The organism is Burkholderia sp. L-4 (assembly GCF_056856535.1).
In genome coordinates this window covers 396,814-423,079 of record NZ_JBXEOX010000001.1, presented here as the reverse complement: position 1 = coordinate 423,079, position 26,266 = coordinate 396,814, and the positions used below count along the sequence as shown (strand labels likewise).

Genomic DNA, 26,266 nt, shown 5'->3' with positions numbered 1-26,266 from the left:
CCTCCGCGGCCCGTCGACTGTGGTTCGCGCACCACGTTCACGGTTTCCAGTGTACGAAGTTGCGGTACAGACGCAACCCGACCTCCGCGCTTTTCTCCGGGTGGAATTGGGTCGCGAAGAGGTTGTCCCGCGCGACCGCGGACGTAAACGGCGCACCATATGCCGTTTCGCCGACCGTATGTGCCGGGTTGTCCGGCGTCACGTAGTAGCTGTGCACGAAGTAGAAATACGCGTCGTCGGGCACGCCGTCCCACAGCGGGTGCGGCTGCGACTGGCGCACGCGGTTCCAGCCCATCTGCGGCACCTTGAAGCGCGAGCCGTCGTCCTGCACGCGGCCGTCGAGCTCGAAGCGCACGACCTTGCCGGGCAACAGGCCGAGGCCCTTCGTGTCGCCTTCCGCGCTCCAGTCGAACAGCATCTGCTCGCCGACGCACACGCCGAGCAGCGGCTTCGTGCGCGACGCCTCGATCACGGCCTCCTGCAGGCCCGATTCGCCGAGGCAGCGCATGCAGTCGGGCATCGCGCCCTGGCCGGGCAGCACGACGCGGTCGGCCGCGCGAATCGCGGCCGGCGTGTCGACGATCGCCACGTCGGCGGCCGGTTCGGCCTTCTTGAGCGCCTGCGCGACCGAGCGCAGGTTGCCCATCCCATAATCCACAATCGCAATCGAAGTTTTCATCTCAGTGCAGGCAGTAGCGCCCTCAGTCCATTGACGATGAATTCCACCGCCAGCGCCGACAGCATCAGACCCATCAGCCGCGTGGCGATGTTGATGCCCGTGCGGCCGATCCAGTTCGCGATCGGCTCGGCGAGCCGCATCGCGACGAAACACAGAAAAGCCAGGACCGCGCCGATCGCGACCAGCCCGGCCTGTTCATACCAGTGATGCGCGTTCGCCGCATAGATGATCACCGTGCTGATCGAGCCGGGGCCCGTGAGCAGCGGAATCGCCAGCGGCACGACCGCGATGTTGTCCTTCAGCTCGGCTTCGTGGCGCTCTTCCGGCGTCGATCGCGTGTTGCCGATCTGCGCGTTCAGCATGTTGATCGCCATCAGCAGCATGATGATCCCGCCGCCCACTTCGAGCGACCCGACCGAAATGCCGAAGAAGTTGATGATCTGCTGCCCGAGCAGCGCGGTCACCGTCATCACGCAGAATACCGACACCGATGCGATCCGGATCGTGCGACGCCGCTCGCCGTCCGTCTGCTGCGCCGTCAGGCTCAGGAAGAACGGCACCGCGCCGACCGGGTTGATCAGCGCCAGCAGCGAAATGAACGATTTGAGCAGATCCATCGCAAGCCGGCGCCGCGCGCCGAAGCCGTGAGGTTGTCCTTAGCGTCCGCCCATCCGGACGATCAGAGGCTGCCTTTCGTCGACGGAATCTGCCCCGCCGCACGCTCGTCGAGCTCCACCGCCGCGCGCAGCGCACGGCCGAAGGCCTTGAACACCGTCTCGAGCTGATGGTGCGCGTTGATCCCGCGCAGGTTGTCGATGTGCAGCGTGACGCCCGCGTGGTTCACGAAACCGCGGAAGAACTCGATCGACAGGTCGACGTCGAACGTGCCGATCCGCGCACGCGTGAACGGCACGTGGAATTCGAGGCCCGGCCGGCCGGAGAAGTCGATCACGACGCGCGACAGCGCCTCGTCGAGCGGCACGTACGAATGGCCGTAGCGGCGGATGCCCTTCCGGTCGCCGATCGCCTTCGCGACGGCCTGACCGAGCGTGATGCCGACATCCTCGACCGTGTGGTGGTCGTCGATATGCGTGTCGCCATGCGCTTCGACCTCGAGATCGACCAGACCATGCCGCGCGATCTGGTCGAGCATATGGTCGAGAAACGGCACGCCGGTGGCCAGCTTCTGCTGGCCGGTGCCGTCGAGATCGAGCTTCACACGGATCTGCGTTTCGCTGGTATTGCGAACGACTTCCGCCACACGCATGGCAATTCCTTGATTGAGTCTGAGGTAAATGGGGATTGATCGTCGCGCGCCGCCGCGCCCTGGGCTCAACCGGGCAGCGCGAGTTTCAAGGCGGCCAGCAGGCGGGCGTTTTCGTCGGGAGAACCGACGGTCAGCCGCACGCATTCGGCCAGCAATGGATGCATTTTACTCACGTTTTTGACCAGCACCCGTTCGGTAAGCAGCGCATCGAACACGGCGGCCGCGTCCGGCACGCGCACCAGCAGGAAATTGCCGGCGCTCGGGAACACCGTCGTGCCCGGCAGCGCGGCCACGGCCTGCGCGAGACGCGTGCGTTCCGCGCGCAGTTCGGCCGCCTGCGCATCGAGCACGTCGAGGTGGTCGAGCAGGAAATCGGCGGTCGCCTGGGTCAGCACGTTGATGTTGTACGGCGGGCGCACCTTGTCGAATTCGGTCAGCCACGCGTGCCGCCCGACGAGATAGCCGAGGCGGATGCCCGCGAGACCGAGCTTCGACACCGTGCGCATCACGACGACGTTGTCGAATTCGGCGGCGCGCGGCAGCCACGAGCGCTCGGCGAACGGCTGGTACGCCTCGTCGATCACGATCAGGCTGTGCCGCGCGGCGGCAATGATCCGTTCGACGTCGGCATCGTCGTACAGCGTGCCGGTCGGGTTGTTCGGGTACGCGAGATAGACGATCGCGGGCCGGTGCCCGGCGATCGCCACGAGCATCGCGTCGACGTCGAGCGTCAGGTCGGCCTGCAGCGGCACGCCGACGAATTCGAGCTGCGCGAGCTTCGCCGACAGCTCGTACATCACGAAACCCGGCACCGGCGCGAGCACCTTCGCGCCCGGCTGCGCGCACGCGACCGAGATCATGCTGATGATTTCGTCGGAACCGTTGCCGAGCAGCACGTCGCAACCGGCCGGCACGCCCATCGCGTGGCGCAGCTTGTCGAGCAGCGCGGCCGGGCGCGGCGCCGGGTAGCGGTTCAGCGCGACCTGCGCGAGACGCTCGCCGAGCGCCGCCGCCAGCGGTTCGGGCAGCGGATACGGATTCTCCATCGCGTCGAGCTTCACGAACCCGCTCGCGTCGGGCACCGGATAGCTCGTCATCGCGAGCACGTCGCGGCGGATGATGTCTTGTGGCGTCGTCATGGTCTCAAGCCGGCGTGCGTCGCGCCGGCATCAAATGGTCGGCAAGGCGGCGGCTGCCGCCCTGCACTGGTCTCCAGCCGCGCTCCGCGGTGCGGCCGGCGCCGGCGCATCGGCGCCCGCCCCGGCTCGGCCCCGCGTGGTGCGTGGTCAGCCCTTCATCCGGAACTCGGCGCTCTTCGCGTGCGCCTGCAGCCCTTCGCCGTACGCGAGCTCGGAGGCGATCTCGCCGAGGGTCTGCGCGCCTTCCGCGCTGACCTCGATCAGGCTCGAACGCTTGATGAAGTCGTACACGCCGAGCGGCGACGAGAAACGCGCGGTGCGCGACGTCGGCAGCACGTGGTTCGGCCCCGCGCAGTAGTCGCCGAGGCTTTCGCTCGTGTAGCGGCCGAGGAAGATCGCGCCTGCGTGGCGGATCTGCTGGCCCCATTGCTGCGGTTCCAGTGCCGAGATTTCGAGGTGCTCGGGCGCGATGTCGTTCGCGATCCGGCACGCTTCGGCCATGTCGCGCACCTTGATCAGCGCGCCGCGCCCTTCGAGCGATGCGCGGATCACGTCCCGGCGCGGCATCGACGGCAGCAGCTCGTCGATCGCCTTCTCGACACGGTCGAGGAACGCGCCGTCCGGGCACAGCAGGATCGACTGCGCGAGCTCGTCGTGCTCGGCCTGCGAGAACAGGTCCATCGCGACCCAGTTCGGATCGGTCGTGCCGTCGCACAGCACGAGGATTTCCGACGGCCCGGCGATCATGTCGATACCGACCGTGCCGAACACGCGGCGCTTCGCCGACGCGACGTACGCATTGCCGGGGCCGCAGATCTTGTCGACGGCCGGCACCGTCGCCGTGCCGTACGCGAGCGCGCCGACCGCCTGCGCGCCGCCGATCGTGAACACGCGGTCGACGCCGCCGAGCAGCGCCGCGGCGAGCACGAGGTCGTTCTTCACGCCGTCCGGCGTCGGCACGACCATCACGATCTCGCCGACGCCCGCGACGCGCGCGGGAATCGCGTTCATCAGCACCGACGACGGATACGCGGCCTTGCCGCCCGGCACGTACAGGCCGACGCGGTCGAGCGGCGTGACCTTCTGGCCGAGCACCGTGCCGTCGCTTTCCGTGTACTGCCAGCTATGCGTGCCGCACTCGATCTTCTGCTTCTCGTGGTACGCGCGCACACGCGCCGCGGCCGCTTCCAGCGCCGCGCGCGCCTTCGGCGCGAGACCGTCGAGCGCCGTCTGCAGCGCGTCCTGCGGCAGTTCGAGCGCGGCGACGCTGTTCGCGCTCAGCCGGTCGAAGCGGTTCGTGTACTCGAGCACCGCGGCGTCGCCGCGCGACTTCACGTCGGCGAGGATCTTCGCGACCGATTGCTCGATCGCTTCGTCTTCGCTTGCCTCGAACGCGAGCAACGCGCGCAGCGCGGCGCCGAAGCCTTCGTTCGTCGAATCGAGCTTGCGGATGGTGATGGACATGGGAGTTCCGTTACGGTGATGCGCTCAACCGCCATTCTGCGACGCGCGTTCGAACGCGTCGAGGATCGGCTTGAGCGCCGCGCGCTTCAACTTCAGCGCGGCCTGGTTCACGACGAGGCGCGACGAGATCGCCATGATCTCCTCGACCTCGACCAGATTGTTCGCCTTCAGCGTGCCGCCCGAGCTGACGAGGTCGACGATCGCGTCGGCCAGCCCGACCAGCGGCGCGAGCTCCATCGAGCCGTACAGCTTGATCAGGTCGACGTGCACGCCCTTCGCGGCGAAGTGTTCGCGCGCCGTTTCGACGTACTTCGTCGCGACGCGCAGGCGTGCGCCCTGGCGCACGGCGCTCGCGTAATCGAAGCCGGCCGACACCGCCACCGACATCCGGCAGCGCGCGATGTTCAGATCGATCGGCTGGTACAGGCCCGAGCCGCCGTGCTCGACCAGCACGTCCTTGCCGGCCACGCCGAAATCGGCCGCGCCGTATTCGACGTAGGTCGGCACGTCGCTCGCGCGCACGATGATCACGCGCAGGTCCGGGTTCGTCGTCGGCAGGATCAGCTTGCGCGACGTTTCCGGATCCTCGGTCACCTGCACGCCGGCCGCGGCGAGCAACGGCAGGGTTTCCTCGAAAATCCGGCCCTTCGACAGGGCGAGGGTCAGCGGCGCGGTCATGCTTGGCTCCCGGAAAGGCGGCGCACGTTCGCGCCGACGGCGGTCAGTTTGGCTTCCATGCGGTCGTAGCCGCGGTCCAGGTGATAGATCCGGTCGACGAGCGTTTCCCCGTCGGCGCGCAGCCCGGCGATCACGAGGCTCGCCGACGCACGCAGGTCGGTCGCCATCACGTTCGCGCCGGACAGCTTCTCGACGCCCGTCACGAGCGCGGTATTGCCGTCGATCGTGATGTTCGCGCCGAGCCGGTTCAGCTCCTGCACGTGCATGAAGCGGTTCTCGAAAATAGTTTCGACGACCTGCGCGGTGCCCGTCGCGACCGTATTGAGGGCCATGAACTGCGCCTGCATGTCGGTCGGGAACGCCGGGTATTCCGACGTGCGGATCGTCACGGCCGACGGGCGGCGGTCCATCTTCACGCGCAGCCAGCTGTCGCCTTCCTCGATCGACACGCCGGCTTCGCGCAGCTTGTCGATCACCGCGTCGAGAATGTGCGGGCGCACGCCCGTCAGCATCACGTCGCCGCCGGCCGCCGCGACCGCGCACAGGAACGTGCCGGCCTCGATGCGGTCGGGGATCACCGAATGGCGCGCGCCGTGCAGCCGCTCGACGCCCTGGATCACGAGGCGATCGGTGCCGATACCGTCGATCTTCGCGCCCATCGCGACCAGCAGGTGGGCGAGATCGCTCACTTCCGGCTCGCGCGCGGCGTTTTCGATCACCGTCTCGCCGTCTGCCAGCGTCGCGGCCATCAGCAGGTTTTCCGTGCCCGTCACCGTGATCATGTCGGTCACGATGCGCGCGCCCTTCAGGCGCTTCGCGCGCGCTTCGATGAAGCCGTGCTCGATGCTGATCTCGGCGCCCATCGCCTGCAGCCCCTTGATGTGCTGGTCGACCGGACGCGCGCCGATCGCGCAGCCGCCCGGCAGCGACACCTTCGCCTCGCCGAAGCGCGCGAGCAGCGGGCCGAGCACGAGGATCGACGCGCGCATCGTCTTCACGAGCTCGTACGGCGCGACGAGGTTGTCGACGCGCGACGCGTCGAGCTGCACGCGGCAGCCGTCGGTCTCGCTCTTCACGCCCATCTGGTTCAGCACCTTCAGCGTGGTGCGCACGTCCTTCAGGTTCGGCACGTTGTCGAGATCGACCGGATCGGCGGTGAGCAGCCCCGCGCACAGGATCGGCAGTGCGGCGTTCTTCGCGCCCGACACGACGATCTCGCCGGACAGACGGTTACCGCCTTCGATCACGAGCTTGTCCATCCCCTGTCCCTGCGATTCCCCGTTGGCGGCCGGGTGTGCCGTGGCGACGCTCTTGACGGCGTCGCGCTCGTTGACGGTGACTTGCACTCAGTGATTTCCGGTTATGCGTTCTGCCATTCGGCGGGCGTCAGCGTCTTCATGCTGAGCGCGTGGATTTCCTGCTTCATGCGATCGCCGAGCGCCGCATAGACGAGCTGGTGCCGCTGGATCGGCCGCTTGCCCTCGAAGGCCGCCGACACGATCGTCGCGAAGAAATGCTGGCCGTCGCCTTCGACTTCCAGATGCGTGCAGGCGAGACCGCCGGCGATGTATTGCTTGACCTGTTCGGGAGTCGGCAACATGGTGTAAGGCTCCTGTCGGCGGCGGCGCCCCGGGAGGCGGCCGCAGCCTGTCGATATCAATGACGCAGTTTGTAGCCGGTCGCGAGCAGCCGCATCGCGATCAGCGCGAGCAGCACGAAGAAACCGGTAACGATCGCGAGGCTCGCGAACGGGTTGATATCGGACGCGCCGAAGAACCCGAAACGAAAGCCGTCGATCATGTAGAAAAACGGATTGAGACGCGAGATCTCGCGCCACACGGGCGGCAGCGAGTGCGTCGAATAGAACACGCCCGACAGGAACGTCAGCGGCATGATCAGGAAGTTCTGGAACGCGGCGAGCTGGTCGAACTTCTCGGCCCAGATCCCGGCGATCAGGCCGAGCGTGCCGAGGATCGCCGAGCCGAGCAGCGCGAACGCAATGATGAACAGCGGCGCCGCGAAATGCATCGGGATAAACCAGATCGTCACGACGAACACGCCGGTGCCGACCGCGAGCCCGCGCACGACCGACGCGAGCACGTACGCGCCGAAGATGTCGCGGTACGACAGCGGCGGCAGCAGCATGAACACGAGGTTGCCGGTGATCTTCGACTGGATCAGCGACGACGAGCTGTTCGCGAACGCGTTCTGCAACACGCTCATCATCACGAGGCCCGGCACGAGAAAGCTCACGTACTCGACGCCCGGATAGACCTCGACGCGGCCCGACAGCGCATGACCGAAGATCGTCAGGTACAGCAGCGCCGTGACGATCGGCGCGAGCACCGTCTGGAACGACACTTTCCAGAAACGCAGCAGTTCCTTGTAGAACAGCGTCCGGAAGCCGCTGCCCGGCACGCGCCGGGCCGTGCCCAGCGTCCCTTCGGCCGGCAGGGAACGCAGTTCGCGCGGGGATTGTTGATTCATGCCAGACCCTCGATCACCTCGGCCCCGTTCATCACCTGGACGAACACATCCTCGAGGTCGGCCTTGCGGACCTCGATCTCGTCGAACGTGCTGCCTGCCGCGCGGCATTGCGCGAGAATGCGTTCGACATCGTCGTAGCTCGTGAGACGCAGCAGGTGCTCGCCCGGCGCGCGCGCGGCGGGGTCGGTCTCCAGCCCGCGCAGCTCGGCCGGCAGCGCGCCCGTCGCGAGCCGCAGATAGAGCTGCAGCCCCGCGAAGCGGCGCAGCAGCGCGTCGGTGCGGTCGAGCGCGACCACCTCGCCACGGCGCAGCATCGCGATGCGGTCGCACAGCGACTCGGCTTCCTCGAGGTAATGGGTGGTCAGCACGATCGTGTGACCCTCGCGGTTCAGGCGCGAGATGAATTTCCACAGCGTCTGGCGCAATTCGACGTCGACGCCGGCGGTCGGCTCGTCGAGCACGATCACGGGCGGCCGGTGCACGAGCGCCTGCGCGACGAGCACGCGGCGCTTCATCCCGCCCGACAGCGCGCGCATGTTCGCGTCGGCCTTCTCGGTGAGGTCGAGATTGGCCATCACTTCGTCGATCCAGTCGTCGTTGCGGCGCAGCCCGAAATAGCCGGACTGGATCCGCAGCGTCTCGCGGACGGTGAAGAACGGGTCGAAGACGAGTTCCTGCGGGACGACACCCAGCGCGCGGCGCGCACCGCGGAAGTCCTTGACGACGTCGTGGCCGCGCACCGAGATACTGCCTTCGTCGGCCCGGGCGAGCCCGGCGAGGATACTGATGAGCGTGGTCTTGCCTGCGCCGTTGGGGCCGAGCAGACCGAAAAACTCGCCTTCCTCGACCGACAGGCTGACGCCCTTGAGCGCCTGAAGCGACTTGTAGCGCTTCTTGACGTGACGGATTTCTATGGCTGACATGACTGTGCGCGACGCCAGGGCCGCGACGCCTATTCTGTGCTTGCTGCGAAAGAAAATGGGGGCCGGACGCCGATTGGCTGCCCCGCAAAACGCTTGATTATAGGGCAAACCGGCTGGGGGAGCCGGCGCCGGAGGCGCGCGGCCTGACGCGTGCGCGCGCCAGCTGGCGCGGCAGGCTCCGGTCGGACAGGGTCAATGTCGCCCGGTGCCGTCGATGAGCGCGTCGACGCCGTAGGCGCGCGCGAGGCTGGCGAGCTTCGGCGGGAGATTGAGGATGTCGAGGGTCGCGCCGCGCGACATGGCGGCACGTTGCCATGCGAGCAGCACGGCGAGCGCGGACGAGTCGAACTGCGTCAGCGCCGCGCAATCGACGGCGGTGGCGCCCGCGCCGATGCGCGCAAGACCGTCCGCGAGCGCGGACTTCGCGCTCGCGACGGTCAGCGAGGAGCCGGCTTCGAAGCCGCTCACGACGCTTGCTTGCCGGCGGCAAGTTGCTGGTTGCGCTGCGTCAGGAACTGGATCAGGCCGTCCACGCCGCTTTGCTGGATCTTTTCGTTGAACTGCTGCTGGTACGTCTGGATCAGCCACGCGCCGAGCACGTTCAGGTCATACACCTTCCAGCCGTTCGCCGACTTGTACAGGCGGTAATCGATCTGGACCGGCTGGCCGTTGTTCATCGCGACCGTCTTGACCACGACATCGGTATCGGCCGGATCGGCGCGGAACGGCGGGTACTGGATCTGCTGGTCCGGCTTCAGCTGCGCCAGCGCGCCCGAGTACGTGCGGATCAGCAGCAGCTTGAACTGCTCCTGAACCTGCTGCTGCTGCTCGGCCGTTGCCGTGCGCCAGTTGCGGCCCATCGCGAGCTGCGTGGTGCGGCGGAAATCGGTGTACGGCAGGATGTCCTTGTTGACGATCGAGATGATGCGGTTGGTGTCGCCCTGCTTGATCGTCTGCTGCTTGACTTCGTCGAGCACCTGCTGCGTCGCCGTCTTGATCAGCGACTGCGGGTTCGACTGGTCGACTTGCGCGTGAGCCGCGCTGCCGAACGAGAACAGCGCCGCGAATACGGGGATCAGGAACAGTTTTTTCATCATAGTGACCTGCATGAATGAGTCGATGCGAAGGTTGGAGCAGGTAGCTTACGCGCAAGTTCGCGCACGCTACCGACTGAATCGTTTCCGGCTGTAACGAATGTAAATCCGTCAGTGCAGCCGGATGCTCGGGAAGCGGAACCCGCCCGGCGACGGCGGCGCCACCTGCATCGCCGGCACGTTCGTTTCGCTGGCCGGATTCGGTCCTTCGGCCGTGCCCGAGGCCGGCGCGGCAACCGCCGCGCCCGATGCCCCCGCCGGCGCGGTCGCGCCGCTCACCGCTGCCGCGCCCGCCGTACCGGCCGCCGCCGGTGCCGCACCGTCGTCCGGCAGATCGTACTTCGGCAGCGCGTCGTTGCTCGACGTCGCGGCGGCCTCGCCGCGCGCGTTGCTGATCAGCATCTGGCGGCGCTGCAGGTACGCGTTGCGCACGAACGAATACTTGTCGAGCGCCGCGGCATCCAGCACGTCGCCCGCGCCGAGCAGGTTCGCACGCGTGTTGACGAGGTTCACGCCGAACAGGCCCCAGCTCAGGCCGTCCGGCTTCACGTAGGTGAGCGGATTGCCGACGTAGTCGACGCCGAGGCCGGCCGTGTCGCGCAGCGTGCTCGGGCCGAGCAGCGGCAGCACGAGGTACGGGCCCGACGGCATGCCGTAGCGGCCCATCGTGATCCCGAAATCGGCCGTGTGCTTCGGCAGCTTCGCGATCGTCGCGACGTCGAACAGGCCGCCGACGCCGAACACCGTGTTGATCACGACGCGCATGATGTCGCCGACGCCGTCCGCGATCCGCAGCTGCACGATGTTGTTCGCCGCGATGTAGACGTCGCCGATGTTCGAGAAGAAGTTCGTCACGCTGTCGCGCACCGGCTGCGGCACCACGTACTGGTAGCCCTTCGCGACCGGCTTCAGCGCGTAGGTGTCGACCGTGTCGTTGAACTTGTACATCGTCCGGTTGAAGCCTTCGAGCGGATCGCCCTTGGTCGGCGTCTGCACGGTCGCGCAGCCGCTCAACGCGGCGGCTGCCGCTATCGCCAGCGCGGCGTGCCTGATGCGGATCGTCTGCATGGTCATTACCCTCTTCTATTCTCTCGTGTGGTTATTGGGCCGCCGAACCGGACGCGGCGGACACCGCCGACGCCGGCACCGCCACCGGAGCCGGCGCAGCCGGCGCGCCGGCTGCCGGCTTCGCACCGCCCGCATCGGCGGCCTTGCTGTACAGGAACTGGCCGATCAGGTTCTCGAGCACGATCGCCGACTGCGTCATCGAGATCGTATCGCCCGACTTCAGCATTTCCGTGTCGCCGCCCGGATCGAGGCCGATGTATTGCTCGCCGAGCAGGCCCGACGTCAGGATCTTCGCCGACGAATCCTTCGGGAACGGGTACTGGCCGTCGATGTCGATCGTCACCAGCGCCTGGTACGTGTTCGTGTCGAAGCCGATCGACTTCACGCGGCCGACCACGACGCCGGCACTCTTCACGGCCGCGCGCGGCTTCAGCCCGCCGATATTGTCGAATTTCATCCGGACCGAGTAGGTCGGCTGAAACGACAGCGAGCTCATGTTGCCGACCTTCAGCGCCAGGAACAGCACCGCAAGGAAGCCCACCACCACGAACAGGCCGACCCAGAAGTCGAGAGCAGTCTTTTTCATCGTCATCCCAAAATTTGGCTTGGCTGAGGCTTAGCTGAACATCAGCGCGGTCAGCAGGAAATCGAGGCCGAGTACGGCGAGCGACGCGAACACGACCGTCTTGGTGGTCGCGCGCGACACGCCTTCGGGCGTGGGCTTCGCTTCATACCCCTGATACAGCGCAATGAAGGTCACGGCGAACCCGAACACGATGCTCTTCAGCACGCCGTTGCCGACGTCGGCCCAGACCTGGACCCCGCCCTGCATCTGCGACCAGAACGCGCCCGGATCGACGCCGATCAGCACGACGCCGACGAAGTAGCCGCCGAGCACGCCGACCGCGTTGAAGATCGCCGCGAGCAGCGGCATCGCGATGATGCCCGCCCACATGCGCGGCGCGATCACCGTCTTGATCGGGTCCACCGCCATCATTTCGAGCGCGGTGAGCTGCTCGCCGGCCTTCATCAGGCCGATCTCGGCCGTGAGCGACGTGCCCGCGCGGCCCGCGAACAGCAGCGCGGTGACGACCGGGCCGAGCTCGCGCACGAGCGACAGCGCGACCAGCAGGCCGAGCGCCTGCTCGGACCCGTAGCGGTTCAGCGTGTAATAGCCCTGCAGGCCGAGCACGAAGCCGACGAACAGCCCCGACACGGCAATGATCACGAACGAATAGTTGCCGAGGAAGTGGATCTGCTTCGTGACCAGCCGCGGCCGGCGCAGCAGCGGGAAGAATTGCAGCACGAGGCGTACGAACAGCCGCGTGCCGTAGCCCGCGCGCTCGAGGCCGCCGATGACGTAACGTCCGATCGCGCTGATCATGCGCGCCCTCCGCCGAGCCCGAAATCCGCTGCAAGCGGCGGGCTCGTGTAATGAAATTTGAACGGGCCGTCCGGCGCGCCGTCGATGAACTGCCGCACGCTCGGATCGGTCGACGCGCGCAGCTCGTCGGGCGTGCCCTGCGCGAGCACGCCGCCGTTGGCCAGAAAGTACACGTAGTCGGCGATCGCGAACGATTCCGGCACGTCGTGCGTGACGAGGATCGAGGTCGCGCCGAGCGCCTGGTTCAGCGTGCGGATCAGGTTCGCGGTGATGCCGAGCGAGATCGGGTCGAGGCCGGCGAACGGCTCGTCGTACATGATGAGCTGCGGATCGAGCGCGATCGCGCGGGCGAGCGCGATCCGGCGCGCCATCCCGCCCGACACCTCGGACGGCATCAGGTCGCGCGCGCCGCGCAGGCCGACCGCGTTGAGCTTCATCAGCACGAGGTCGCGGATCAGGTCTTCGGGCAGGTCGGTATGCTCGCGCAGCGCGAACGCGACGTTCTCGAACACCGACATGTCGGTAAACAACGCGCCGAACTGGAACAGCATGCCCATCTTGCGGCGCAGCGCGTACAGGCCGTCGCGCGTTTGCGCGCCGACGTCGGCGCCGTCGAACAGCACCTGGCCGCGGCGCGCGCGCACGAGGCCGCCGATCAGGCGCAGCACGGTGGTCTTGCCGCAACCCGAGCCGCCCATGACCGCGACGACCTGCCCGCGCCCGAAGCGCAGGTTCAGGTTGGACAGGACGAGGCGGTCGCCGTAGCCAAAGTCGACGTCGCGAAGTTCCAGCAGGGTCTCGGTAGGAGTGGGGCTCACGGAGCTGACAGTCCTTTTACGCAGAACGCCGAATTATAGGGCCTGCATTGGAATGATGTCGTGACGCCGTTCCGGGCCCGGCGGTCAATGATTGTCAAATTGTCCGGGAAAACATTGCTGCAGCGCAATAAGCGCCGTCCGATAATCGGCGGCGCCCGTGACCGCGCTGACCACCGCGACGCTGCCGACGCCCGTCGCCAGCACGGCCGGCAGCGTGTCGAGCCCCACCCCGCCGATCGCGACGAGCGGCGCCCGCGCGCTGGCGAAGCGCGCGTAGCGGGCAATCCGCGCGAGGCCCTGGGGCGGCGCGGCGACGGCCTTCGTGGCGGTCGCGTAGACGGGGCCGAGCGCGAGGTAGCTCGGGCGCGCGTGCAACGCCCGCAACATCTCGTAATAACCGTGGCTCGAAAGTCCGAGCCGCAGGCCCGCGCGCGCGATCGCGGCCAGATCAGCCGTTTCGAGGTCCTCCTGACCCAGATGAACGCCGTACGCGCCTTCATCTACCGCGATCTGCCAGTGATCGTTGATGAACACGCGCGCATCGGGATAACGACGCCCCGCCGCGACCGCACGCGCGATTTCGCGACGCAGCGCGTCCGGCGTCGCGCCTTTCACGCGCAGTTGCACGGTCCGCGCACCGCCCTCGAGCACGCGCTCGACCCACGCCGCGTCCGGCACGACCGGATAGAGGCCGAGTTGCGCGGGGCACGGCGCGAATGCCGGCTCCGGCGCGGGCGGCAGCCCGGCGACACGCGGAAACCGCGCGGCATCGACCGGCCACGCGTCGGCGGCGCGCGTCTCGTCGCCGTCTTGCCACGCCAGCGCGAGCACCAGCGCGTCGACCGGCGCGAAGCCGCAATCGAGGAAGGCGGCGAGCGCCGCGACCCAGTCGTCCGCGAGCGGATGCGCGGCTTCGAGCGCGTAACGCGCGCCCGCCGCATGCAGCACCGCGCCCTGCTCGTCGAATTCGATCGCGACCGCCTCCGGCGAGGCCGGCCGCGACGCGGCCGACGCGCGCGCCTGCGCGGCGCGGTCGCCGGCGGACACGATCAGCACGTCGCCGTCGGACGGCACGTCGGGCGCCGCCACGCAGAGCCGCCACGGCGCCGCGCCGTCCGGCCAGTCGCCGAGGCGGGCGCGAATCCGTTCGGCCGCTTCGGCCAGCTCGTCGGCCGGCGGCCAGAATGCGTCGGCGAAGCGCGCGCTCATGCGCCGCCCCCGTCCTGGTGCCAGAACGGCATCCCGACGACCGGCGTGCTCGCGTGCGCGGTCTCGCGTGCGTCCATCGGCCCGGCCAGGTACGCGGCGCGCCCCGCCTCGACGCCCTGCGCGAACGCGCGCGCCATGATTTCGGGGTGCGTGGCCTGCGACACGGCCGTGTTCAGCAGCACGCCGTCGAAGCCCCACTCCATCACCTGGCACGCGTGCGACGGCACGCCGAGCCCCGCATCGACGATCAGCGGCACGTCCGGCAGCCGCTCGCGCAGCACGCGCAGGCCGTACGGGTTCACGATGCCCTTGCCCGTGCCGATCGGCGCGCCCCACGGCATCAGCGCCTCGCAGCCGACGTCGAGCAGGCGCCGGCCGATCACGAGATCCTCGGTGCAGTACGGCAGCACCTTGAAGCCGTCCTTGACCAGTTGCGCGGCGGCCTCGATCAACCCGACCGGATCGGGCTGCAGCGTGTAGTCGTCGCCGATCAGCTCGAGCTTGATCCAGTCGGTGCCGAACACCTCGCGCGCCATGTGCGCGGTCGTCACGGCCTCGGCGACGGTCTGGCAGCCGGCCGTGTTCGGCAGCAGCGGCACCGCGTGGCGCTTGAGCAGGTCGAAGAAGCCGGCTTCTGCGGTGCCGCCCGTCATCTGGCGGCGCAGCGCGACCGTCACCATCCCGGGACGCGACGCGTCGATCGAATCGGACAGCGACTGCAGCGACGGATAACGCGACGTGCCGAGCAGCACGCGGCTTGCGAAGGTTTCACCGTACAGCGTCAGCGCGTCGGCGGAGGTGAGGGACGTCATGTCGTTTTCCTGGAAGAGCGGGGACGAACCGGCGGCGCTCAGCCGCCCGCGACGGGGTGCACGACGTCGAGCTTGTCGCCCGCCGCGAGCGCGCGCGCCGCATGCTGCGTGCGCGCGACGAAATTGCCGTTCAGCGCGACCGCGTACGGCGGCCGCGCGCCGTACGCGGCGAGCGCGTCGGCCACCGTCGCGCCGTCGGGCAGCGTCAGGGTCTGTTGGTTGATCTGGATATCCATGAGGCTCGGTCGGATTCGGTCGGCGGCGCGCGTCAGGCCGGCTGGCGCGCGTCGCTGCGGTGATGAAGGAGCGTCGGCCAACGCGCGGCGTCGCGCCACGCGGCGAACGCGTCGGCATCGCCCAGCGCGCCGCCGAACGCGGCTTGCGCAAAGGCGACGGCTGCCTGCGCGACTTCCGGCGCGATCATGAAGCCGTGCCGGTACAGGCCGTTGACGGCGAGTGTCGATGCGCCGTCCCAGATCACCGCCGGGCGGTGATCGGGCAGCGTCGGCCGGCACTGCGCGTTGAGTTCGAGAATGCGTGCCTCGCCGAACGCCGGATGCACGGAGAACGCCGCGCTCAGCAGTTCGAGCGCGGAGCGCACGCTGACGGGCGACATGTCCTCGCCCTCCACCTCGGTCGCGCCGATCACATAGAGATCGTCCTGCTTCGGCGCGATGTACAGCGGGTAGCGCGGATGCAGCAGCCGCACGGGCCGCGTGAGCCCGATGCCGGGCGCATGCACGCGCGCGACTTCGCCGCGGATGCCGCGCAGCGCGGGCAGCGCGGATTTCGCGCCGAGCCCGCGGCAATCGATCGTGAAATGCGCGGCGGGCAGGTTGGCATCGTCGATCGCGACGTGCCAGCGGAGATCGACGCCGCGTTCGGCGAGGCCCGCCGCCAGCGCGCGCAGCGCCTGGCGATTGTCGAGCTGCCCTTCGCGCGGCAGCAGCAGGCCGCGGGCGAAACGGCCCGCGAGCGTGGGCTCGGCCGCATCGACCTGCGCGCCGGCGAGCGTCACGAAACCGCCGTCGAGCAGGTCGGCCGGCGCGTTCGCGCGCACCCGCCGCTCGAACAGCGGCGCCTCCGCGCGGTCCGCGTGGTGCCAGACGACGAGCGTGCCGTGATGCTGGAAAAAAACGGGTTCGGGCAGTTCCGCGAGCCATTGCGGCCAGCGTTCGAGCGACGCGGCGCCGAGCTCGGTGATCAGCCGTTCCGCGCTCGCCGCTTCCGCGAGCGGCGCGAGCATCGCGGCCGCGATCCAGGCAGCCGACTGCTCGCCGTCCGGGCCGCCGCGCTCGTACAGCGCGACGCGATGCCCGTCGCCCGCGAGCCGCCACGCGATCAGGCGGCCGACGAGGCCGCCGCCGAGCACCGCGAAATCGGGCCGTGCATCCTGGACGTTCATCGGGCGCCCTCCGCGCGAATACGCACGACGAGCGTCGACGCGCGCGCGCCGCCCCATGCGAACGCATGCGGCATCGGGGCGGGAATCAAGCAAAAGACTGAAGATTGTGCGGTCATCATTCCTTCCGTAACGCGCAATGCGCGTACCCAAAAGGACGAAACCGGCAGCAAAGGCCGGCCGGGCGGGACTCGGGCGCTGACCATATGGGATGGCGGCCAGCGCGGCCCGGCGGGATCAGAAACTTCCCTCGCCGGTATTACCCGGATCGGGTGCAAAGGGTTTTTCTCAGCCTCGCCGCGCCGCCCGGAACATCCGCCGGCCACGCCACGAAGCACCCCTGTTTCGTCGTCGGCCATTAGACCATAAAAGCCGAAAGCGCCGCAAACTGTCCCCGTGGGGCAAATTCGCCGTCGGCCCGCGCCGCTCTGGCACAATGCCCGCAGGCCGGCCGCGCGAGCGGCCGGTTGCCGCGTCACCGCCGGCCCTTAAGCGCCGTTTAAGACGCGCGGGCGACCATCGCTGCGCCCGCCGTCCGTCGGCGCCGCGCCCCGGCATGCCGTATCGCGGCGCGCGCCCGGCTTCGCCCGGCCCGCGCGCCGGCTACTCATCAGGAAGCACATGACCCAATCGATCGATCCCGTCCGCTCCGCCTCCGACGCGCCGCAGGACGAGCGCCCGGTATCCGCATGGAGCCTCATCAAGCCCTACTGGGTATCGTCCGAATGGAAAATCGCGTGGGGCCTGCTGGTCACGATCATCGCGATCAACCTCTGCGTGGTCTGGATCAACGTCCGGCTGAACAAGTGGAACGCCGAGTTCTACAACGCGCTGCAGTCGAAGGACGTCCACGACTTCCCGAATCTGCTGATGCAGTTCTCCGCGCTCGCGTTCGCGTTCATCATCCTCGCGGTGTACGGCCGCTACCTGCGGCAGCTGCTCGGCTTCCGCTGGCGCCAGTGGCTCACCGACCGCTTCCTCGGCCAGTGGCTCGGCGATCGCGCGTTCTACCGGATCGAACGCGACCGCCTCGCGGACAACCCCGACCAGCGGATCACCGACGACCTCCAGTCGTTCGCGACCACGACGCTCGCGCTGTCGCTCGACCTGCTGTCGACGGTCGTCACGCTCGTGTCGTTCATCACGATCCTGTGGTCGCTCGCCGGCGCGCTGACGTTCACGCTCGGCGCGACGCCGATCTCGATTCCCGGCTACATGGTGTGGGCGGCCGCGCTGTACGCGGTGATCGGCTCGCTGATCATCCAGAAGGTCGGCCATCCGTTGGTGTCGATCAACTACCAGCAGCAGCGCGTCGAGGCCGATTTCCGCTTCGGGCTGATCCGCGTGCGCGAGAACGCCGAGCAGATCGCGTTCTACGACGGCGAGAAGACCGAGGCGGCCAACGCGCAGGGCCTCTTCATGCGCATCCGCGACAACTGGTGGCGCGTGATGAAGTACACGAAGCGGCTGACGTTCGTGCTGAGCTTCTACGGGCAGATCGCGATCATCTTCCCGCTCGTCGTCGCCGCGCCGCGCTATTTCGCGGGCGCGTTCTCGTTCGGCGTGCTGATGCAGATCTCGTCCGCGTTCGGCACCGTCAGCGATTCGTTCTCGTGGTTCATCAACAGCTACTCGACCCTTGTCGAATGGCGCGCCACCGTCAACCGTCTGCGCGAATTCAAGCGCGTGATGGGCACGTCGCACCTGAAGGAAAGCCTGTCGCCCGCGACCGAGCACGGCGGCATCAACCTGCACTACATCGACGACGCGAAGCTGTCGACGTCGGCGCTGAAGCTCGCGCTGCCGAACGGCAACGCGCTCGCCGACATCGGCAACGTGACGATCGAGCCGGGCTCGCGCTGGCTCGTGATCGGCAAGTCGGGTTCCGGCAAGAGCACGTTCATGCGCGCGCTCGCGGGCCTGTGGCCGTTCGGCGACGGTGCGATCGATGCGCCGGTCGGCGCGCGGATGATGTTCGTGCCGCAGACGAGCTACCTGCCGATCGGCACGCTGAAGGCCGCGCTCACCTATCCGGCGACACCCGACACGTTCAGCGACGAAGCCTGCCGCGACGCGCTGCGCGCGTGCCGCCTCGAGGATTACGTCGAGCGCCTAGACGAGACCGCGCACTGGACGCGCGTGCTGTCGCCCGGCGAGCAGCAGCGTCTTGCCGGCGCGCGCGTGCTGCTGCACAAGCCCGACTTCCTGTTCCTCGACGAAGCCACCAGCGCGCTCGACGCCGACAACGAGGCACGCCTGTATCACCTGTTCGCCGAACGGCTGCCGAAGGCCGCGATCGTCAGCATCGCGCACCGCGAGTCGCTGGCCGCGTTCCACGTCGGCACGATCAACGTCGAACGCGCGAACGCCGGCGACAAGGTCGCCGCGTGAGCGCACGCGCGCGCATCGCGCTGATCACCGGCGCAGGCGCGGGGATCGGCGCGGCGCTCGCACGACGGCTCGCGGCGCCCGGCATCGCGCTGGCGCTGCATGCGCGCGGCGCGGACGATTCCGCGCGGGCGCGGCTCGCCGAAGTCGCCCGTGCGTGCACGACGGCCGGCGCCGAATGCATCACGCTGACCGGCGATCTCGGCGAACCGGGTCTTGCCGCCGCGCTCGTCGATACCACCGCCACGCGCTTCGGCGGGCTCGACCAGCTCGTCGCGAACGCCGGCTTCGCCGCGCGGCAATCCTTTTCCGATCTTTCCGCGGACACGCTCGCGTGCGCCTTCACGGCGATGCCCGGCGCGTTCTCGGCGCTCGCGGGCCGCGCGCGGCCGCTGCTCGAAGCGTCGGTCGCCCCGCGCATCGTCGCGGTCAGCTCGTTCGTCGCGCACCGTTACCGCGCCGATGCGCCGTTCGCGGCGACCGCCGCCGCGAAGGCCGCGCTCGAATCGCTCGTGCGCTCGGCGGCCGCCGAATTCGCCGCGCGCGGCATCACCGTGAACGCCGTCGCGCCGGGCTTCACGCGCAAGGACCACGGCCCGAGCGCCGGCAACGCCGCCGCGTGGGCGCAGGCCGAACAGGCGACACCGCTCGGCCGGATCGCCGAACCCGACGATGTCGCCGCGCTGATCGCATTCCTGTTGTCCGATGCGGCGCGGCAGATCACCGGCCAGGTCATTCACGTCGACGGCGGCCTGACGCTCTGACGCGTCCTTCCCTCCCCCTCCTTGCCCGCACGAACCCGTCCCCGCCTTTTTGGCGCGCGGGGCCGCGCCCGTAAAATAACCGCCACGCGGCAGCGCGAGACAAGACGAGAGGGGGCGCAAGCATGCAGGCATTCCAGTGGTTCAACGAACTGTCGACGCGCGAGCGCCGGACGCTGTACGCCGGCTTCGGCGGCTACGCGGTCGATGCGTTCGACTTCATGATCTATTCGTTCCTGATTCCGACGCTGATCGCGACCTGGGGCATGTCGAAGAGCGAGGCGGGGATGATCGCGACGAGTTCGCTGATCTCGTCGGCGATCGGCGGCTGGGTCGCCGGCATCCTCGCCGACCGCTATGGCCGCGTGCGCGTGCTGCAGTGGACGATCGCGACGTTCGCGCTGTTCACGTGCCTGTCCGGGTTCACGCATTCGTTCTGGCAGCTGCTCGCCACCCGCACGCTGCAGGGCTTCGGCTTCGGCGGCGAATGGTCGGTCGTGACGATCATGATGGCCGAGACGATCCGCTCGCCCGAGCATCGCGCAAAGGCCGTCGGCACCGTGCAGAGCAGCTGGTCGTTCGGCTGGGGCGCGGCCGCGATCCTCTACTGGGCATTCTTCGCGCTGCTGCCCGAGCAGCTCGCGTGGCGCGCGTGCTTCTGGATCGGCATCGCGCCCGCGCTGTGGATCCTGTACATCCGCCGCAACGTCAGCGATCCCGACATCTACACGGCCACGCGCCGCGCGCGCGACGAGGGCCGCGTGTCGGGCCACTTCCTCGAGATCTTCTCGCCGCCGCACCTGCGCGCGACGCTGTTCGGCAGCGCGCTGTGCACCGGCATGCTCGGCGGCTACTACGCGATCACGACGTGGCTGCCCACCTACCTGAAAACCGTCCGCCACCTGTCGGTGTTCAACACGAGCGGCTATCTGGTCGTGCTGATCGTCGGCTCGTTCGTCGGCTACGTGGTCGGCGCGATCCTGTCCGACCGGCTCGGCCGCCGCGCGTCGTTCATCCTGTTCGCGATCGGCTCGTTCTCGCTCGGCATGGCATACACGATGCTGCCGATCACCGATACCGCGATGCTGCTGCTCGGCTTCCCGCTCGGTATCGTCGTGCAGGGGATTTTCGCGGGCGTCGGCGCGTACCTGTCGGAACTGTATCCGGGCGCGATCCGCGGCTCGGGCCAGGGCTTTTGCTACAACCTTGGCCGCGGGCTCGGCTCGTTCTTCCCGATCCTCGTCGGCGCGCTGTCGCAGTCGATGTCGCTCGTGAAGGCGATCGGCCTCGTGGCGGGCGGCGGCTACCTGCTCGTGATCGTCGCCGCGCTCGTGCTGCCGGAAACGCGCGGCAAGTCGCTCGTCGACGATCCGGCCGTCGCGTCGTGATCAACTGCTTCGCCCCGGAAACCGCATGCACGTGATCGTTCTGGGCGCCGGCGTGATCGGCGTCACCACCGCCTGGCACCTGCGCGAAGCAGGCTGCGACGTCACCGTGATCGAACGCGAGGCCGACGTCGCGCGAGCGACGAGCCTCGGCAACGCGGGCGTGATCGCGCCCGGCTACGTGACGCCGTGGGCCGCGCCCGGGATGCCCGGCAAGATCCTCAAGTACCTGTTCAAGCCCGCGTCGCCGCTGATCTTCCGGCCGACACTCGATGCCGCGCAGTGGCGCTGGATCGCGCGCTGGCTGCGCGAATGCGAGTTCGAACGGTTCCGCGTGAACAAGCAGCGGATGCAGCGCGTCGCGTATTACAGCCGCGCATGCCTGCATGCGTTTCGCGAGCGTTATCCGTTCGACTACGGCGCGAGCCGCGGCTACCTGCAACTGCTGCGCGGCGCGTTCGACGTCGAGATGGTGCAGCCCGCGCTGAAGGTGCTGCGCGACGCCGGCATCGCGTTTCGCGAACTCGACGCGGCCGGCTGCACGGCGATCGAGCCGGGCCTGCGCTGGGCGCGGCAGGCGCCCGTCGGCGGCATCTACCTGCCCGACGACGAAGCCGGCGACTGCGCCCGCTTCACGCGCGAACTGCGGGCGCTGTGCGAGGCGAACGGCGTGACGTTCCGCTTTCGCACCGAGATCCGCGCGCTCGACGTCGCGGGCGGCAAGGTGCGCGGCGTGCGGGTCGATTCGCGCGCGGCGGGCGATGCCACGCCACGCGATGCGATGCTCGCCGCCGACGCGATCGTCGTCGCGCTTGGCGTCGACAGCGCCGGCCTGCTGCGGCCGCATGGAATCGACGTGCCGCTGTATCCGGTGAAAGGCTATTCCGCCACGCTCGAAGTCGTCGACGAGGAAAAAGCGCCGTGCGCCGCGCTGATGGACGAATCACTGAAGACGGCGATCACGCGCTTCGGCCCGACGCTGCGCGTCGCGGGCACCGCGGAACTCGGCAACCGGCGCGCGGCGCTGCGTCAGCAGGCGCTCGATACGCTGATGAAGGTGCTCGACGACTGGTTTCCGGCGGCCGCCGATCGGGCCTCGGCGCGCTTCTGGGTCGGCCGCCGGCCGATGACGCCCGACGGGCCTCCGCTGCTGGGCGCCAGCGGGATCGACGGGCTCTGGCTCAACGTCGGCCACGGCTCGACGGGCTGGGCGATGTCGATGGGTTCGGGGAAGCTGCTGGCGGACCTCGTCACCGGACACGAGCCGGAGATCGATCTGTCCGGCCTGACGCTCGCGCGCTACCGACGTTAGAACGCAGCAGGCCGGACGTCGGGCGGCGGCGTCGCCCCATCGGGTCCAGACGGTTTGTCCGGCGAGCTGTCGATGATGGCCGGCCTTCGCCCCGCATCGCGGAAACCGCTCAGCGCGCGGCGTGACCATCCGCGCACGCAACCGGCGCCGACGCGATCGGCCGATGCGACACGCCTTCATGCGACAGCCGGCTTTCGAACAGCGTCAGCGCGTCGACACGCAGCACGACCTGTCGCCCCGGCGCGCCGCCGTGCGCGGGCTGGCCGACCGCGTCATGCGGCAGCCGCGCGAGCGTCACGTGCGGGCGGAACGGCCGCCGGTCGGCCGGCACGCCGAGTTCGCGCAGCACCGCCGACAACCCGGCATTCAGCGCGACGCACGCGGGATCGGCCGCGAGTTCCGCGACGATCAGCCGCGCGCGCGGCAGGCTCGGCCACCACGCGATCCGCTCGACCGGCAGCGGCGGCAACGCATGGGCCGCCGCGAGCGCGGGCAGGTGCGCGGCCAGCGCGTCGCACCGTTCGCGCTCGATCGCGCCGATGAATGCGAGCGTCACGTGCAGTTGCGCGGGCAGCGTGCGTCGCGCGCCACGGGTGACCGGCAACGCGTGCAGCGCGTCGCGCGACGCCGCATCGGGCATCAGCGCGACGAACGCACGGAGCCGGTCGCCGTTCATGACCCGCGTACCGCGCCGCGCGGCGCGCTGGCCGCGTCGGCCGACGCCGCCGGACGCTGCGGCAGCGGCCCGTGTTCGCCCCACACGTCGGCCGGCAGCACGCGCGCGAGTTCGGGGATCGTGTTGCGCGTGAACACCGGATCGGCGACGCCCGCCGCGCGCTGGCGGCGATAGTCGGCCCACGCGGCGTGCGCGTACTTGCCGAGCGCGATGATGGCGATCAGGTTGATGATCGCCATCAGCCCCATGCTCGTATCGGCCATCGCCCAGACGAGCGGCAGTTGCCCGACGCTGCCGAACATCACCATCGCGAGCACCGCGACGCGGAACAGCGGCAGCACGCCGCGCCGCTTCGTGATGAATTCGACGTTGCCTTCCGCATACGCGTAGTTGCCGATCACCGACGAGAACGCGAGAAAGAAGATCGCGACGGCCATGTAGATGCCGCCCCAGTCGCCGACGTGGCTCGAGATCGCGCGCTGCGTGAGCGCCGCGCCTTCCATGCCAGTGCCGAGTTCGTACTGGCCCGACAGCAGGATCACGAACGCGGTCGCGCTGCAGATCACGATCGTGTCGACGAACACGCCGAGCATCTGGATCAGCCCCTGCGTGACCGGGTGCCGCGTGCTCGCGGTCGCGGCCGCGTTCGGCGCGCTGCCCATCCCCGCCTCGTTCGAGAACAGCCCGCGCTTCACGCCGATCGCGATCGCCTGGCTCACCGCATAGCCGGTCAGGCCGCCCGCTGCCTGCTCGAGGCCGAACGCGCTCTTCACGATCAGCACGATCACGTCCGGCACCAGCGCGATGTGCGTCGCGACCGCGTAGACCGCGAGCGCGAGGTAGCCGATCGCCATCAGCGGCACGATCACCTGCGCGACCGTCGCGATGCGGCGGATCCCCCCGAAGATGATCGGTGCGGACAGCAGCACGAGGCCGAGGCCGACCGTCTCGCGGCTCCAGCCGAACGACGTATGAAATGCGTCGGCGATCGCGTTGGCCTGCACCGCGTTGAACACGAAACCGAACGCAAGGATCAGCGACAGCGAGAACAGCACGCCGAAGCCGCGCGAACGCAGGCCCGTCTGGATGTAGTACGCGGGGCCGCCGCGGAAGCTGCCGTCCGGATGCGACACCTTGAAGATCTGCGCGAGCGTCGCCTCGACGAACGCGGACGACATCCCGACGAGCGCGGTCATCCACATCCAGAAGATCGCGCCCGGGCCGCCGACCGTCAGCGCGACCGCGACGCCGGCGATGTTGCCGGTGCCGACGCGGCTCGCGAGCCCCGTCGCGAACGCCTGGAACGACGAGATACTGCCCGGCTCGCCCTTGCTGCCGACCAGTTTCATGCTGAAGAGCAGCGCCTTCAGCTGGATCATCCGGAACCGCAGCGTGAACCACGCGCCGGCGCCGAGCAGCAGCGCGATCAGCACGTAATTCCACAACACGCCGTTGACGGCGTCGATCAGCGCTTGCAGGAGTGCTTCCATCCGGTTTCCTTGTAAATAGGGTCAGTCAGGTGCGTCGGCCGCGAACGCGGCCCGAGGGGCGACATGATATGACAGTTTTCAAGGAATATTACAAAACGAAAGGATTTGAGATATCGGGAAATCGCGCCTGGATGTCATCAGGTTAGGCGATGCTTCGCGAAAATGACGCATACCGGCGGGCACGGCAACCCGATCGGACGGCGTCGCCGCGCACGCGAAACCGGCGCGCCCCGGCAGGCGCCAGCCATAAAAAAAACCGGGCGCCCTTTCGGACGCCCGGCTTCCGTCGAAACCCGCGCGATCCAGCTCAGCGCGGCAGTTCCGAATGTCCCATCAGGTACGCATCGACCGAGCGTGCGCACTGGCGGCCTTCGCGGATCGCCCACACCACGAGCGACTGGCCGCGGCGCATGTCGCCCGCCGCGAACACCTTGTCGACCGACGTGTAGTACGAGCGATCGCCTTCGGTCGCCGCACGCGCATTGCCGCGCGCATCCTTCGCGACGCCGAACGCGTCGAGCACCGGCGCCGCCGGCTGCGTGAAGCCCATCGCGAGCAGCACGAGGTCGGCCTTCATCTCGAATTCGGAGCCCGGCACTTCCTGCATCTTGCCGTCCTTCCACTCGACGCGCACCGCGATCAGCTTCTCGACCTTGCCGTTCTTGCCTTCGAGACGCTTCGTCGCGACCGCCCAATCGCGCTCGCAACCTTCCTCGTGCGATGACGACGTGCGCAGCTTGATCGGCCAGTACGGCCACACGAGCGGCTTGTTTTCCTCTTCCGGCGGCTGCGGCAGCAGCTCGAACTGCGTGACCTGCTTCGCGCCGTGACGGTTCGACGTGCCGACGCAGTCCGAACCCGTATCGCCGCCGCCGATCACGATCACGTGCTTGCCCTTCGCGAGCAGCTGGTCGACGAGCTTGTCGCCGGCATTCACGCGGTTCTGCTGCGGCAGGAAGTCCATCGCGAAATGGACGCCCGCGAGCTCGCGGCCCGGCACCGGCAGGTCGCGCGGCGTTTCCGAACCGCCCGCGATCACGACCGCGTCGAATTCTTCCTTCAGCGTGTCCGGCGAAATCGTTTCCTTCGCGAGACTGCCGATCGACTCGGGCAGCGGATCCTTGCCGATGAACACGCTGGTGCGGAACGTCACGCCTTCCGCTTCCATCTGGCGCATGCGGCGGTCGATCAGCCACTTCTCGAGCTTGAAGTCGGGAATCCCGTAACGCAGCAGGCCGCCGACGCGGTCGTTCTTCTCGAACACCGTCACGTCGTGGCCCGCGCGCGCGAGCTGCTGCGCGGCGGCGAGGCCCGCGGGGCCCGAACCGACGACCGCGACCTTCTTGCCGGTCTTGTGCTCGGCCGGCTGCGGCTTCACCCAGCCTTCCGCCCAGGCCTTGTCGATGATCGCGTGCTCGATCGACTTGATGCCGACCGGGTCGTTGTTGATCCCGAGCGTGCACGCCGCCTCGCACGGCGCCGGGCAGATGCGGCCCGTGAATTCCGGGAAGTTGTTGGTCGAGTGCAGGACTTCGATCGCCTGCTGCCAGTCCTGGCGGTAAACGAGATCGTTGAAGTCCGGAATGATGTTGTTGACCGGGCAGCCGTTGTTGCAGAACGGGATGCCGCAATCCATGCAGCGCGCGCCCTGGACCTTCGCGTCCGCGTCGGTCAGTGCCGCGACGAATTCCTTGTAGTGCTTCACGCGCGTGAGCGGTGCTTCGTACGCCTCGTGGCGGCGTTCGAACTCCAGAAAACCGGTTGCCTTGCCCATAAGGTGCTCTTCTGTTCGGTGTATCGGGTGGGGGAGCCGCGCGCGGCAATCACGCG

27 protein-coding genes and 1 riboswitch are annotated in these 26,266 nt (G+C 68.6%); of the genes, 4 read left to right on the top strand and 23 right to left on the bottom strand.

The features are described 5' to 3' along the window. Positions 1-37: 37 nt before the first annotated feature. From hisH to AC1VVG_RS01925, 20 genes are all read right to left on the bottom strand, one after another. Positions 38-679, bottom strand: a complete 642-nt coding sequence (hisH, locus tag AC1VVG_RS02020) for an imidazole glycerol phosphate synthase subunit HisH (protein WP_034189815.1) — start codon at positions 677-679, stop codon at positions 38-40. Then, positions 676-1,296, bottom strand: coding sequence for a YchE family NAAT transporter (locus AC1VVG_RS02015; protein ID WP_049032488.1), 621 nt, complete (start codon positions 1,294-1,296; stop codon positions 676-678). Before AC1VVG_RS02015 ends, hisH begins: the two co-directional genes overlap by 4 nt. A 62-nt stretch (positions 1,297-1,358) precedes the next feature. Then, the gene (gene hisB, locus AC1VVG_RS02010; protein WP_006477126.1) at positions 1,359-1,946 is read right to left on the bottom strand and encodes an imidazoleglycerol-phosphate dehydratase HisB; all 588 of its coding nucleotides are present in this window, start codon (positions 1,944-1,946) and stop codon (positions 1,359-1,361) included. Between the two features lie 65 nt (positions 1,947-2,011). Continuing rightward, complete coding sequence (hisC, locus tag AC1VVG_RS02005) at positions 2,012-3,085, bottom strand: histidinol-phosphate transaminase (protein WP_482835197.1); 1,074 nt, start codon at positions 3,083-3,085, stop codon at positions 2,012-2,014. A 147-nt stretch (positions 3,086-3,232) separates the two neighbouring features. Further along, positions 3,233-4,549, bottom strand: coding sequence for a histidinol dehydrogenase (gene hisD, locus AC1VVG_RS02000; protein ID WP_034189818.1), 1,317 nt, complete (start codon positions 4,547-4,549; stop codon positions 3,233-3,235). 24 nt (positions 4,550-4,573) lie between these two features. Then, the gene (gene hisG, locus AC1VVG_RS01995; protein WP_012327780.1) at positions 4,574-5,227 is read right to left on the bottom strand and encodes an ATP phosphoribosyltransferase; all 654 of its coding nucleotides are present in this window, start codon (positions 5,225-5,227) and stop codon (positions 4,574-4,576) included. Beyond that, a complete protein-coding gene (gene murA / locus AC1VVG_RS01990; RefSeq protein ID WP_034189819.1) occupies positions 5,224-6,573 on the bottom strand; it encodes a UDP-N-acetylglucosamine 1-carboxyvinyltransferase in 1,350 nt (449 codons plus the stop codon). Before murA ends, hisG begins: the two co-directional genes overlap by 4 nt. Positions 6,574-6,587: 14 nt before the next feature. Beyond that, positions 6,588-6,827, bottom strand: a complete 240-nt coding sequence (locus tag AC1VVG_RS01985) for a BolA family protein (RefSeq protein WP_006477131.1) — start codon at positions 6,825-6,827, stop codon at positions 6,588-6,590. A gap of 56 nt (positions 6,828-6,883) precedes the next feature. Continuing rightward, the gene (locus AC1VVG_RS01980) at positions 6,884-7,714 is read right to left on the bottom strand and encodes an ABC transporter permease (protein ID WP_226229976.1); all 831 of its coding nucleotides are present in this window, start codon (positions 7,712-7,714) and stop codon (positions 6,884-6,886) included. Further along, a complete protein-coding gene (locus tag AC1VVG_RS01975; protein ID WP_301742713.1) occupies positions 7,711-8,637 on the bottom strand; it encodes an ABC transporter ATP-binding protein in 927 nt (308 codons plus the stop codon). The genes AC1VVG_RS01980 and AC1VVG_RS01975 overlap by 4 nt, the downstream gene beginning before the upstream one ends. A gap of 192 nt (positions 8,638-8,829) precedes the next feature. Then, positions 8,830-9,105 carry an STAS domain-containing protein gene (locus AC1VVG_RS01970; protein WP_034189821.1) on the bottom strand — a complete coding sequence of 92 codons (276 nt, stop codon included), beginning with the start codon at positions 9,103-9,105 and terminating at the stop codon, positions 8,830-8,832. Then, positions 9,102-9,731 (bottom strand): MlaC/ttg2D family ABC transporter substrate-binding protein, encoded by a 630-nt coding sequence (locus AC1VVG_RS01965; RefSeq protein ID WP_034189861.1) that lies wholly within the window; start codon positions 9,729-9,731, stop codon positions 9,102-9,104. Before AC1VVG_RS01965 ends, AC1VVG_RS01970 begins: the two co-directional genes overlap by 4 nt. A 111-nt stretch (positions 9,732-9,842) precedes the next feature. Continuing rightward, a complete protein-coding gene (locus AC1VVG_RS01960) occupies positions 9,843-10,799 on the bottom strand; it encodes an MlaA family lipoprotein (protein ID WP_059557092.1) in 957 nt (318 codons plus the stop codon). Positions 10,800-10,830: 31 nt separating this feature from the next. Next, entirely contained in the window at positions 10,831-11,391 is a 561-nt protein-coding gene (gene mlaD, locus AC1VVG_RS01955) for an outer membrane lipid asymmetry maintenance protein MlaD (RefSeq protein ID WP_034189822.1), read from the bottom strand. A 24-nt stretch (positions 11,392-11,415) separates the two neighbouring features. Then, positions 11,416-12,183 (bottom strand): lipid asymmetry maintenance ABC transporter permease subunit MlaE, encoded by a 768-nt coding sequence (gene mlaE / locus AC1VVG_RS01950; protein WP_034189823.1) that lies wholly within the window; start codon positions 12,181-12,183, stop codon positions 11,416-11,418. Beyond that, on the bottom strand, positions 12,180-13,001 hold the full coding sequence (locus tag AC1VVG_RS01945) for an ABC transporter ATP-binding protein (protein ID WP_006477138.1): 822 nt from the start codon (positions 12,999-13,001) through the stop codon (positions 12,180-12,182). Before AC1VVG_RS01945 ends, mlaE begins: the two co-directional genes overlap by 4 nt. Positions 13,002-13,085: 84 nt before the next feature. Then, entirely contained in the window at positions 13,086-14,210 is a 1,125-nt protein-coding gene (gene thiE, locus AC1VVG_RS01940; RefSeq protein WP_482835195.1) for a thiamine phosphate synthase, read from the bottom strand. Continuing rightward, positions 14,207-15,022 (bottom strand): thiazole synthase, encoded by an 816-nt coding sequence (locus tag AC1VVG_RS01935; protein ID WP_034189825.1) that lies wholly within the window; start codon positions 15,020-15,022, stop codon positions 14,207-14,209. Before AC1VVG_RS01935 ends, thiE begins: the two co-directional genes overlap by 4 nt. Before the next feature lie 38 nt (positions 15,023-15,060). Next, positions 15,061-15,258 (bottom strand): sulfur carrier protein ThiS, encoded by a 198-nt coding sequence (thiS, locus tag AC1VVG_RS01930; protein ID WP_027783340.1) that lies wholly within the window; start codon positions 15,256-15,258, stop codon positions 15,061-15,063. Between the two features lie 32 nt (positions 15,259-15,290). Beyond that, complete coding sequence (locus AC1VVG_RS01925) at positions 15,291-16,427, bottom strand: FAD-dependent oxidoreductase (protein WP_482835191.1); 1,137 nt, start codon at positions 16,425-16,427, stop codon at positions 15,291-15,293. Positions 16,428-16,652: 225 nt separating this feature from the next. After that, a riboswitch (TPP riboswitch) is annotated at positions 16,653-16,776 on the bottom strand. 269 nt (positions 16,777-17,045) lie between these two features. Here AC1VVG_RS01925 and AC1VVG_RS01920 point away from each other — a divergent pair. From AC1VVG_RS01920 to AC1VVG_RS01905, 4 genes are all read left to right on the top strand, one after another. After that, positions 17,046-18,815, top strand: a complete 1,770-nt coding sequence (locus tag AC1VVG_RS01920; protein ID WP_034189827.1) for an ABC transporter ATP-binding protein/permease — start codon at positions 17,046-17,048, stop codon at positions 18,813-18,815. Then, a complete protein-coding gene (locus tag AC1VVG_RS01915; protein WP_124609862.1) occupies positions 18,812-19,576 on the top strand; it encodes an SDR family NAD(P)-dependent oxidoreductase in 765 nt (254 codons plus the stop codon). Before AC1VVG_RS01920 ends, AC1VVG_RS01915 begins: the two co-directional genes overlap by 4 nt. A 122-nt stretch (positions 19,577-19,698) precedes the next feature. After that, positions 19,699-20,961, top strand: a complete 1,263-nt coding sequence (locus AC1VVG_RS01910) for an MFS transporter (protein WP_034189829.1) — start codon at positions 19,699-19,701, stop codon at positions 20,959-20,961. Between the two features lie 25 nt (positions 20,962-20,986). After that, the gene (locus AC1VVG_RS01905; RefSeq protein WP_264167171.1) at positions 20,987-22,270 is read left to right on the top strand and encodes a D-amino acid dehydrogenase; all 1,284 of its coding nucleotides are present in this window, start codon (positions 20,987-20,989) and stop codon (positions 22,268-22,270) included. A gap of 109 nt (positions 22,271-22,379) precedes the next feature. On the opposite strand, the gene thpR is transcribed toward AC1VVG_RS01905, so the two are convergent. The 3 genes from thpR to AC1VVG_RS01890 form a co-directional block, all read right to left on the bottom strand. Beyond that, the gene (thpR, locus tag AC1VVG_RS01900) at positions 22,380-22,946 is read right to left on the bottom strand and encodes an RNA 2',3'-cyclic phosphodiesterase (protein ID WP_069706019.1); all 567 of its coding nucleotides are present in this window, start codon (positions 22,944-22,946) and stop codon (positions 22,380-22,382) included. Further along, positions 22,943-24,436, bottom strand: coding sequence for an alanine/glycine:cation symporter family protein (locus tag AC1VVG_RS01895; protein ID WP_034189832.1), 1,494 nt, complete (start codon positions 24,434-24,436; stop codon positions 22,943-22,945). Before AC1VVG_RS01895 ends, thpR begins: the two co-directional genes overlap by 4 nt. 307 nt (positions 24,437-24,743) lie before the next feature. Continuing rightward, on the bottom strand, positions 24,744-26,210 hold the full coding sequence (locus AC1VVG_RS01890; RefSeq protein ID WP_034189833.1) for a glutamate synthase subunit beta: 1,467 nt from the start codon (positions 26,208-26,210) through the stop codon (positions 24,744-24,746). Positions 26,211-26,266: the final 56 nt, after the last annotated feature.

Excerpts from the sequence above, each read along its gene's own strand:
- hisH (WP_034189815.1), bottom strand. The coding sequence starts at position 679 with ATGAAAACTTCGATTGCGATTGTGGATTATGGGATGGGCAACCTGCGC.
- AC1VVG_RS02015 (WP_049032488.1), bottom strand. The coding sequence starts at position 1,296 with ATGGATCTGCTCAAATCGTTCATTTCGCTGCTGGCGCTGATCAACCCG.
- hisB (WP_006477126.1), bottom strand. The coding sequence starts at position 1,946 with ATGCGTGTGGCGGAAGTCGTTCGCAATACCAGCGAAACGCAGATCCGT.
- hisC (WP_482835197.1), bottom strand. The coding sequence starts at position 3,085 with ATGACGACGCCACAAGACATCATCCGCCGCGACGTGCTCGCGATGACG.
- hisD (WP_034189818.1), bottom strand. The coding sequence starts at position 4,549 with ATGTCCATCACCATCCGCAAGCTCGATTCGACGAACGAAGGCTTCGGC.
- hisG (WP_012327780.1), bottom strand. The coding sequence starts at position 5,227 with ATGACCGCGCCGCTGACCCTCGCCCTGTCGAAGGGCCGGATTTTCGAG.
- AC1VVG_RS01985 (WP_006477131.1), bottom strand. The coding sequence starts at position 6,827 with ATGTTGCCGACTCCCGAACAGGTCAAGCAATACATCGCCGGCGGTCTC.
- AC1VVG_RS01980 (WP_226229976.1), bottom strand. The coding sequence starts at position 7,714 with ATGAATCAACAATCCCCGCGCGAACTGCGTTCCCTGCCGGCCGAAGGG.
- AC1VVG_RS01975 (WP_301742713.1), bottom strand. The coding sequence starts at position 8,637 with ATGTCAGCCATAGAAATCCGTCACGTCAAGAAGCGCTACAAGTCGCTT.
- AC1VVG_RS01965 (WP_034189861.1), bottom strand. The coding sequence starts at position 9,731 with ATGAAAAAACTGTTCCTGATCCCCGTATTCGCGGCGCTGTTCTCGTTC.
- AC1VVG_RS01960 (WP_059557092.1), bottom strand. The coding sequence starts at position 10,799 with ATGCAGACGATCCGCATCAGGCACGCCGCGCTGGCGATAGCGGCAGCC.
- mlaD (WP_034189822.1), bottom strand. The coding sequence starts at position 11,391 with ATGACGATGAAAAAGACTGCTCTCGACTTCTGGGTCGGCCTGTTCGTG.
- mlaE (WP_034189823.1), bottom strand. The coding sequence starts at position 12,183 with ATGATCAGCGCGATCGGACGTTACGTCATCGGCGGCCTCGAGCGCGCG.
- thiE (WP_482835195.1), bottom strand. The coding sequence starts at position 14,210 with ATGAGCGCGCGCTTCGCCGACGCATTCTGGCCGCCGGCCGACGAGCTG.
- AC1VVG_RS01935 (WP_034189825.1), bottom strand. The coding sequence starts at position 15,022 with ATGACGTCCCTCACCTCCGCCGACGCGCTGACGCTGTACGGTGAAACC.
- thiS (WP_027783340.1), bottom strand. The coding sequence starts at position 15,258 with ATGGATATCCAGATCAACCAACAGACCCTGACGCTGCCCGACGGCGCG.
- AC1VVG_RS01925 (WP_482835191.1), bottom strand. The coding sequence starts at position 16,427 with ATGAACGTCCAGGATGCACGGCCCGATTTCGCGGTGCTCGGCGGCGGC.
- AC1VVG_RS01920 (WP_034189827.1), top strand. The coding sequence starts at position 17,046 with ATGACCCAATCGATCGATCCCGTCCGCTCCGCCTCCGACGCGCCGCAG.
- AC1VVG_RS01910 (WP_034189829.1), top strand. The coding sequence starts at position 19,699 with ATGCAGGCATTCCAGTGGTTCAACGAACTGTCGACGCGCGAGCGCCGG.
- AC1VVG_RS01905 (WP_264167171.1), top strand. The coding sequence starts at position 20,987 with ATGCACGTGATCGTTCTGGGCGCCGGCGTGATCGGCGTCACCACCGCC.
- thpR (WP_069706019.1), bottom strand. The coding sequence starts at position 22,946 with ATGAACGGCGACCGGCTCCGTGCGTTCGTCGCGCTGATGCCCGATGCG.
- AC1VVG_RS01895 (WP_034189832.1), bottom strand. The coding sequence starts at position 24,436 with ATGGAAGCACTCCTGCAAGCGCTGATCGACGCCGTCAACGGCGTGTTG.
- AC1VVG_RS01890 (WP_034189833.1), bottom strand. The coding sequence starts at position 26,210 with ATGGGCAAGGCAACCGGTTTTCTGGAGTTCGAACGCCGCCACGAGGCG.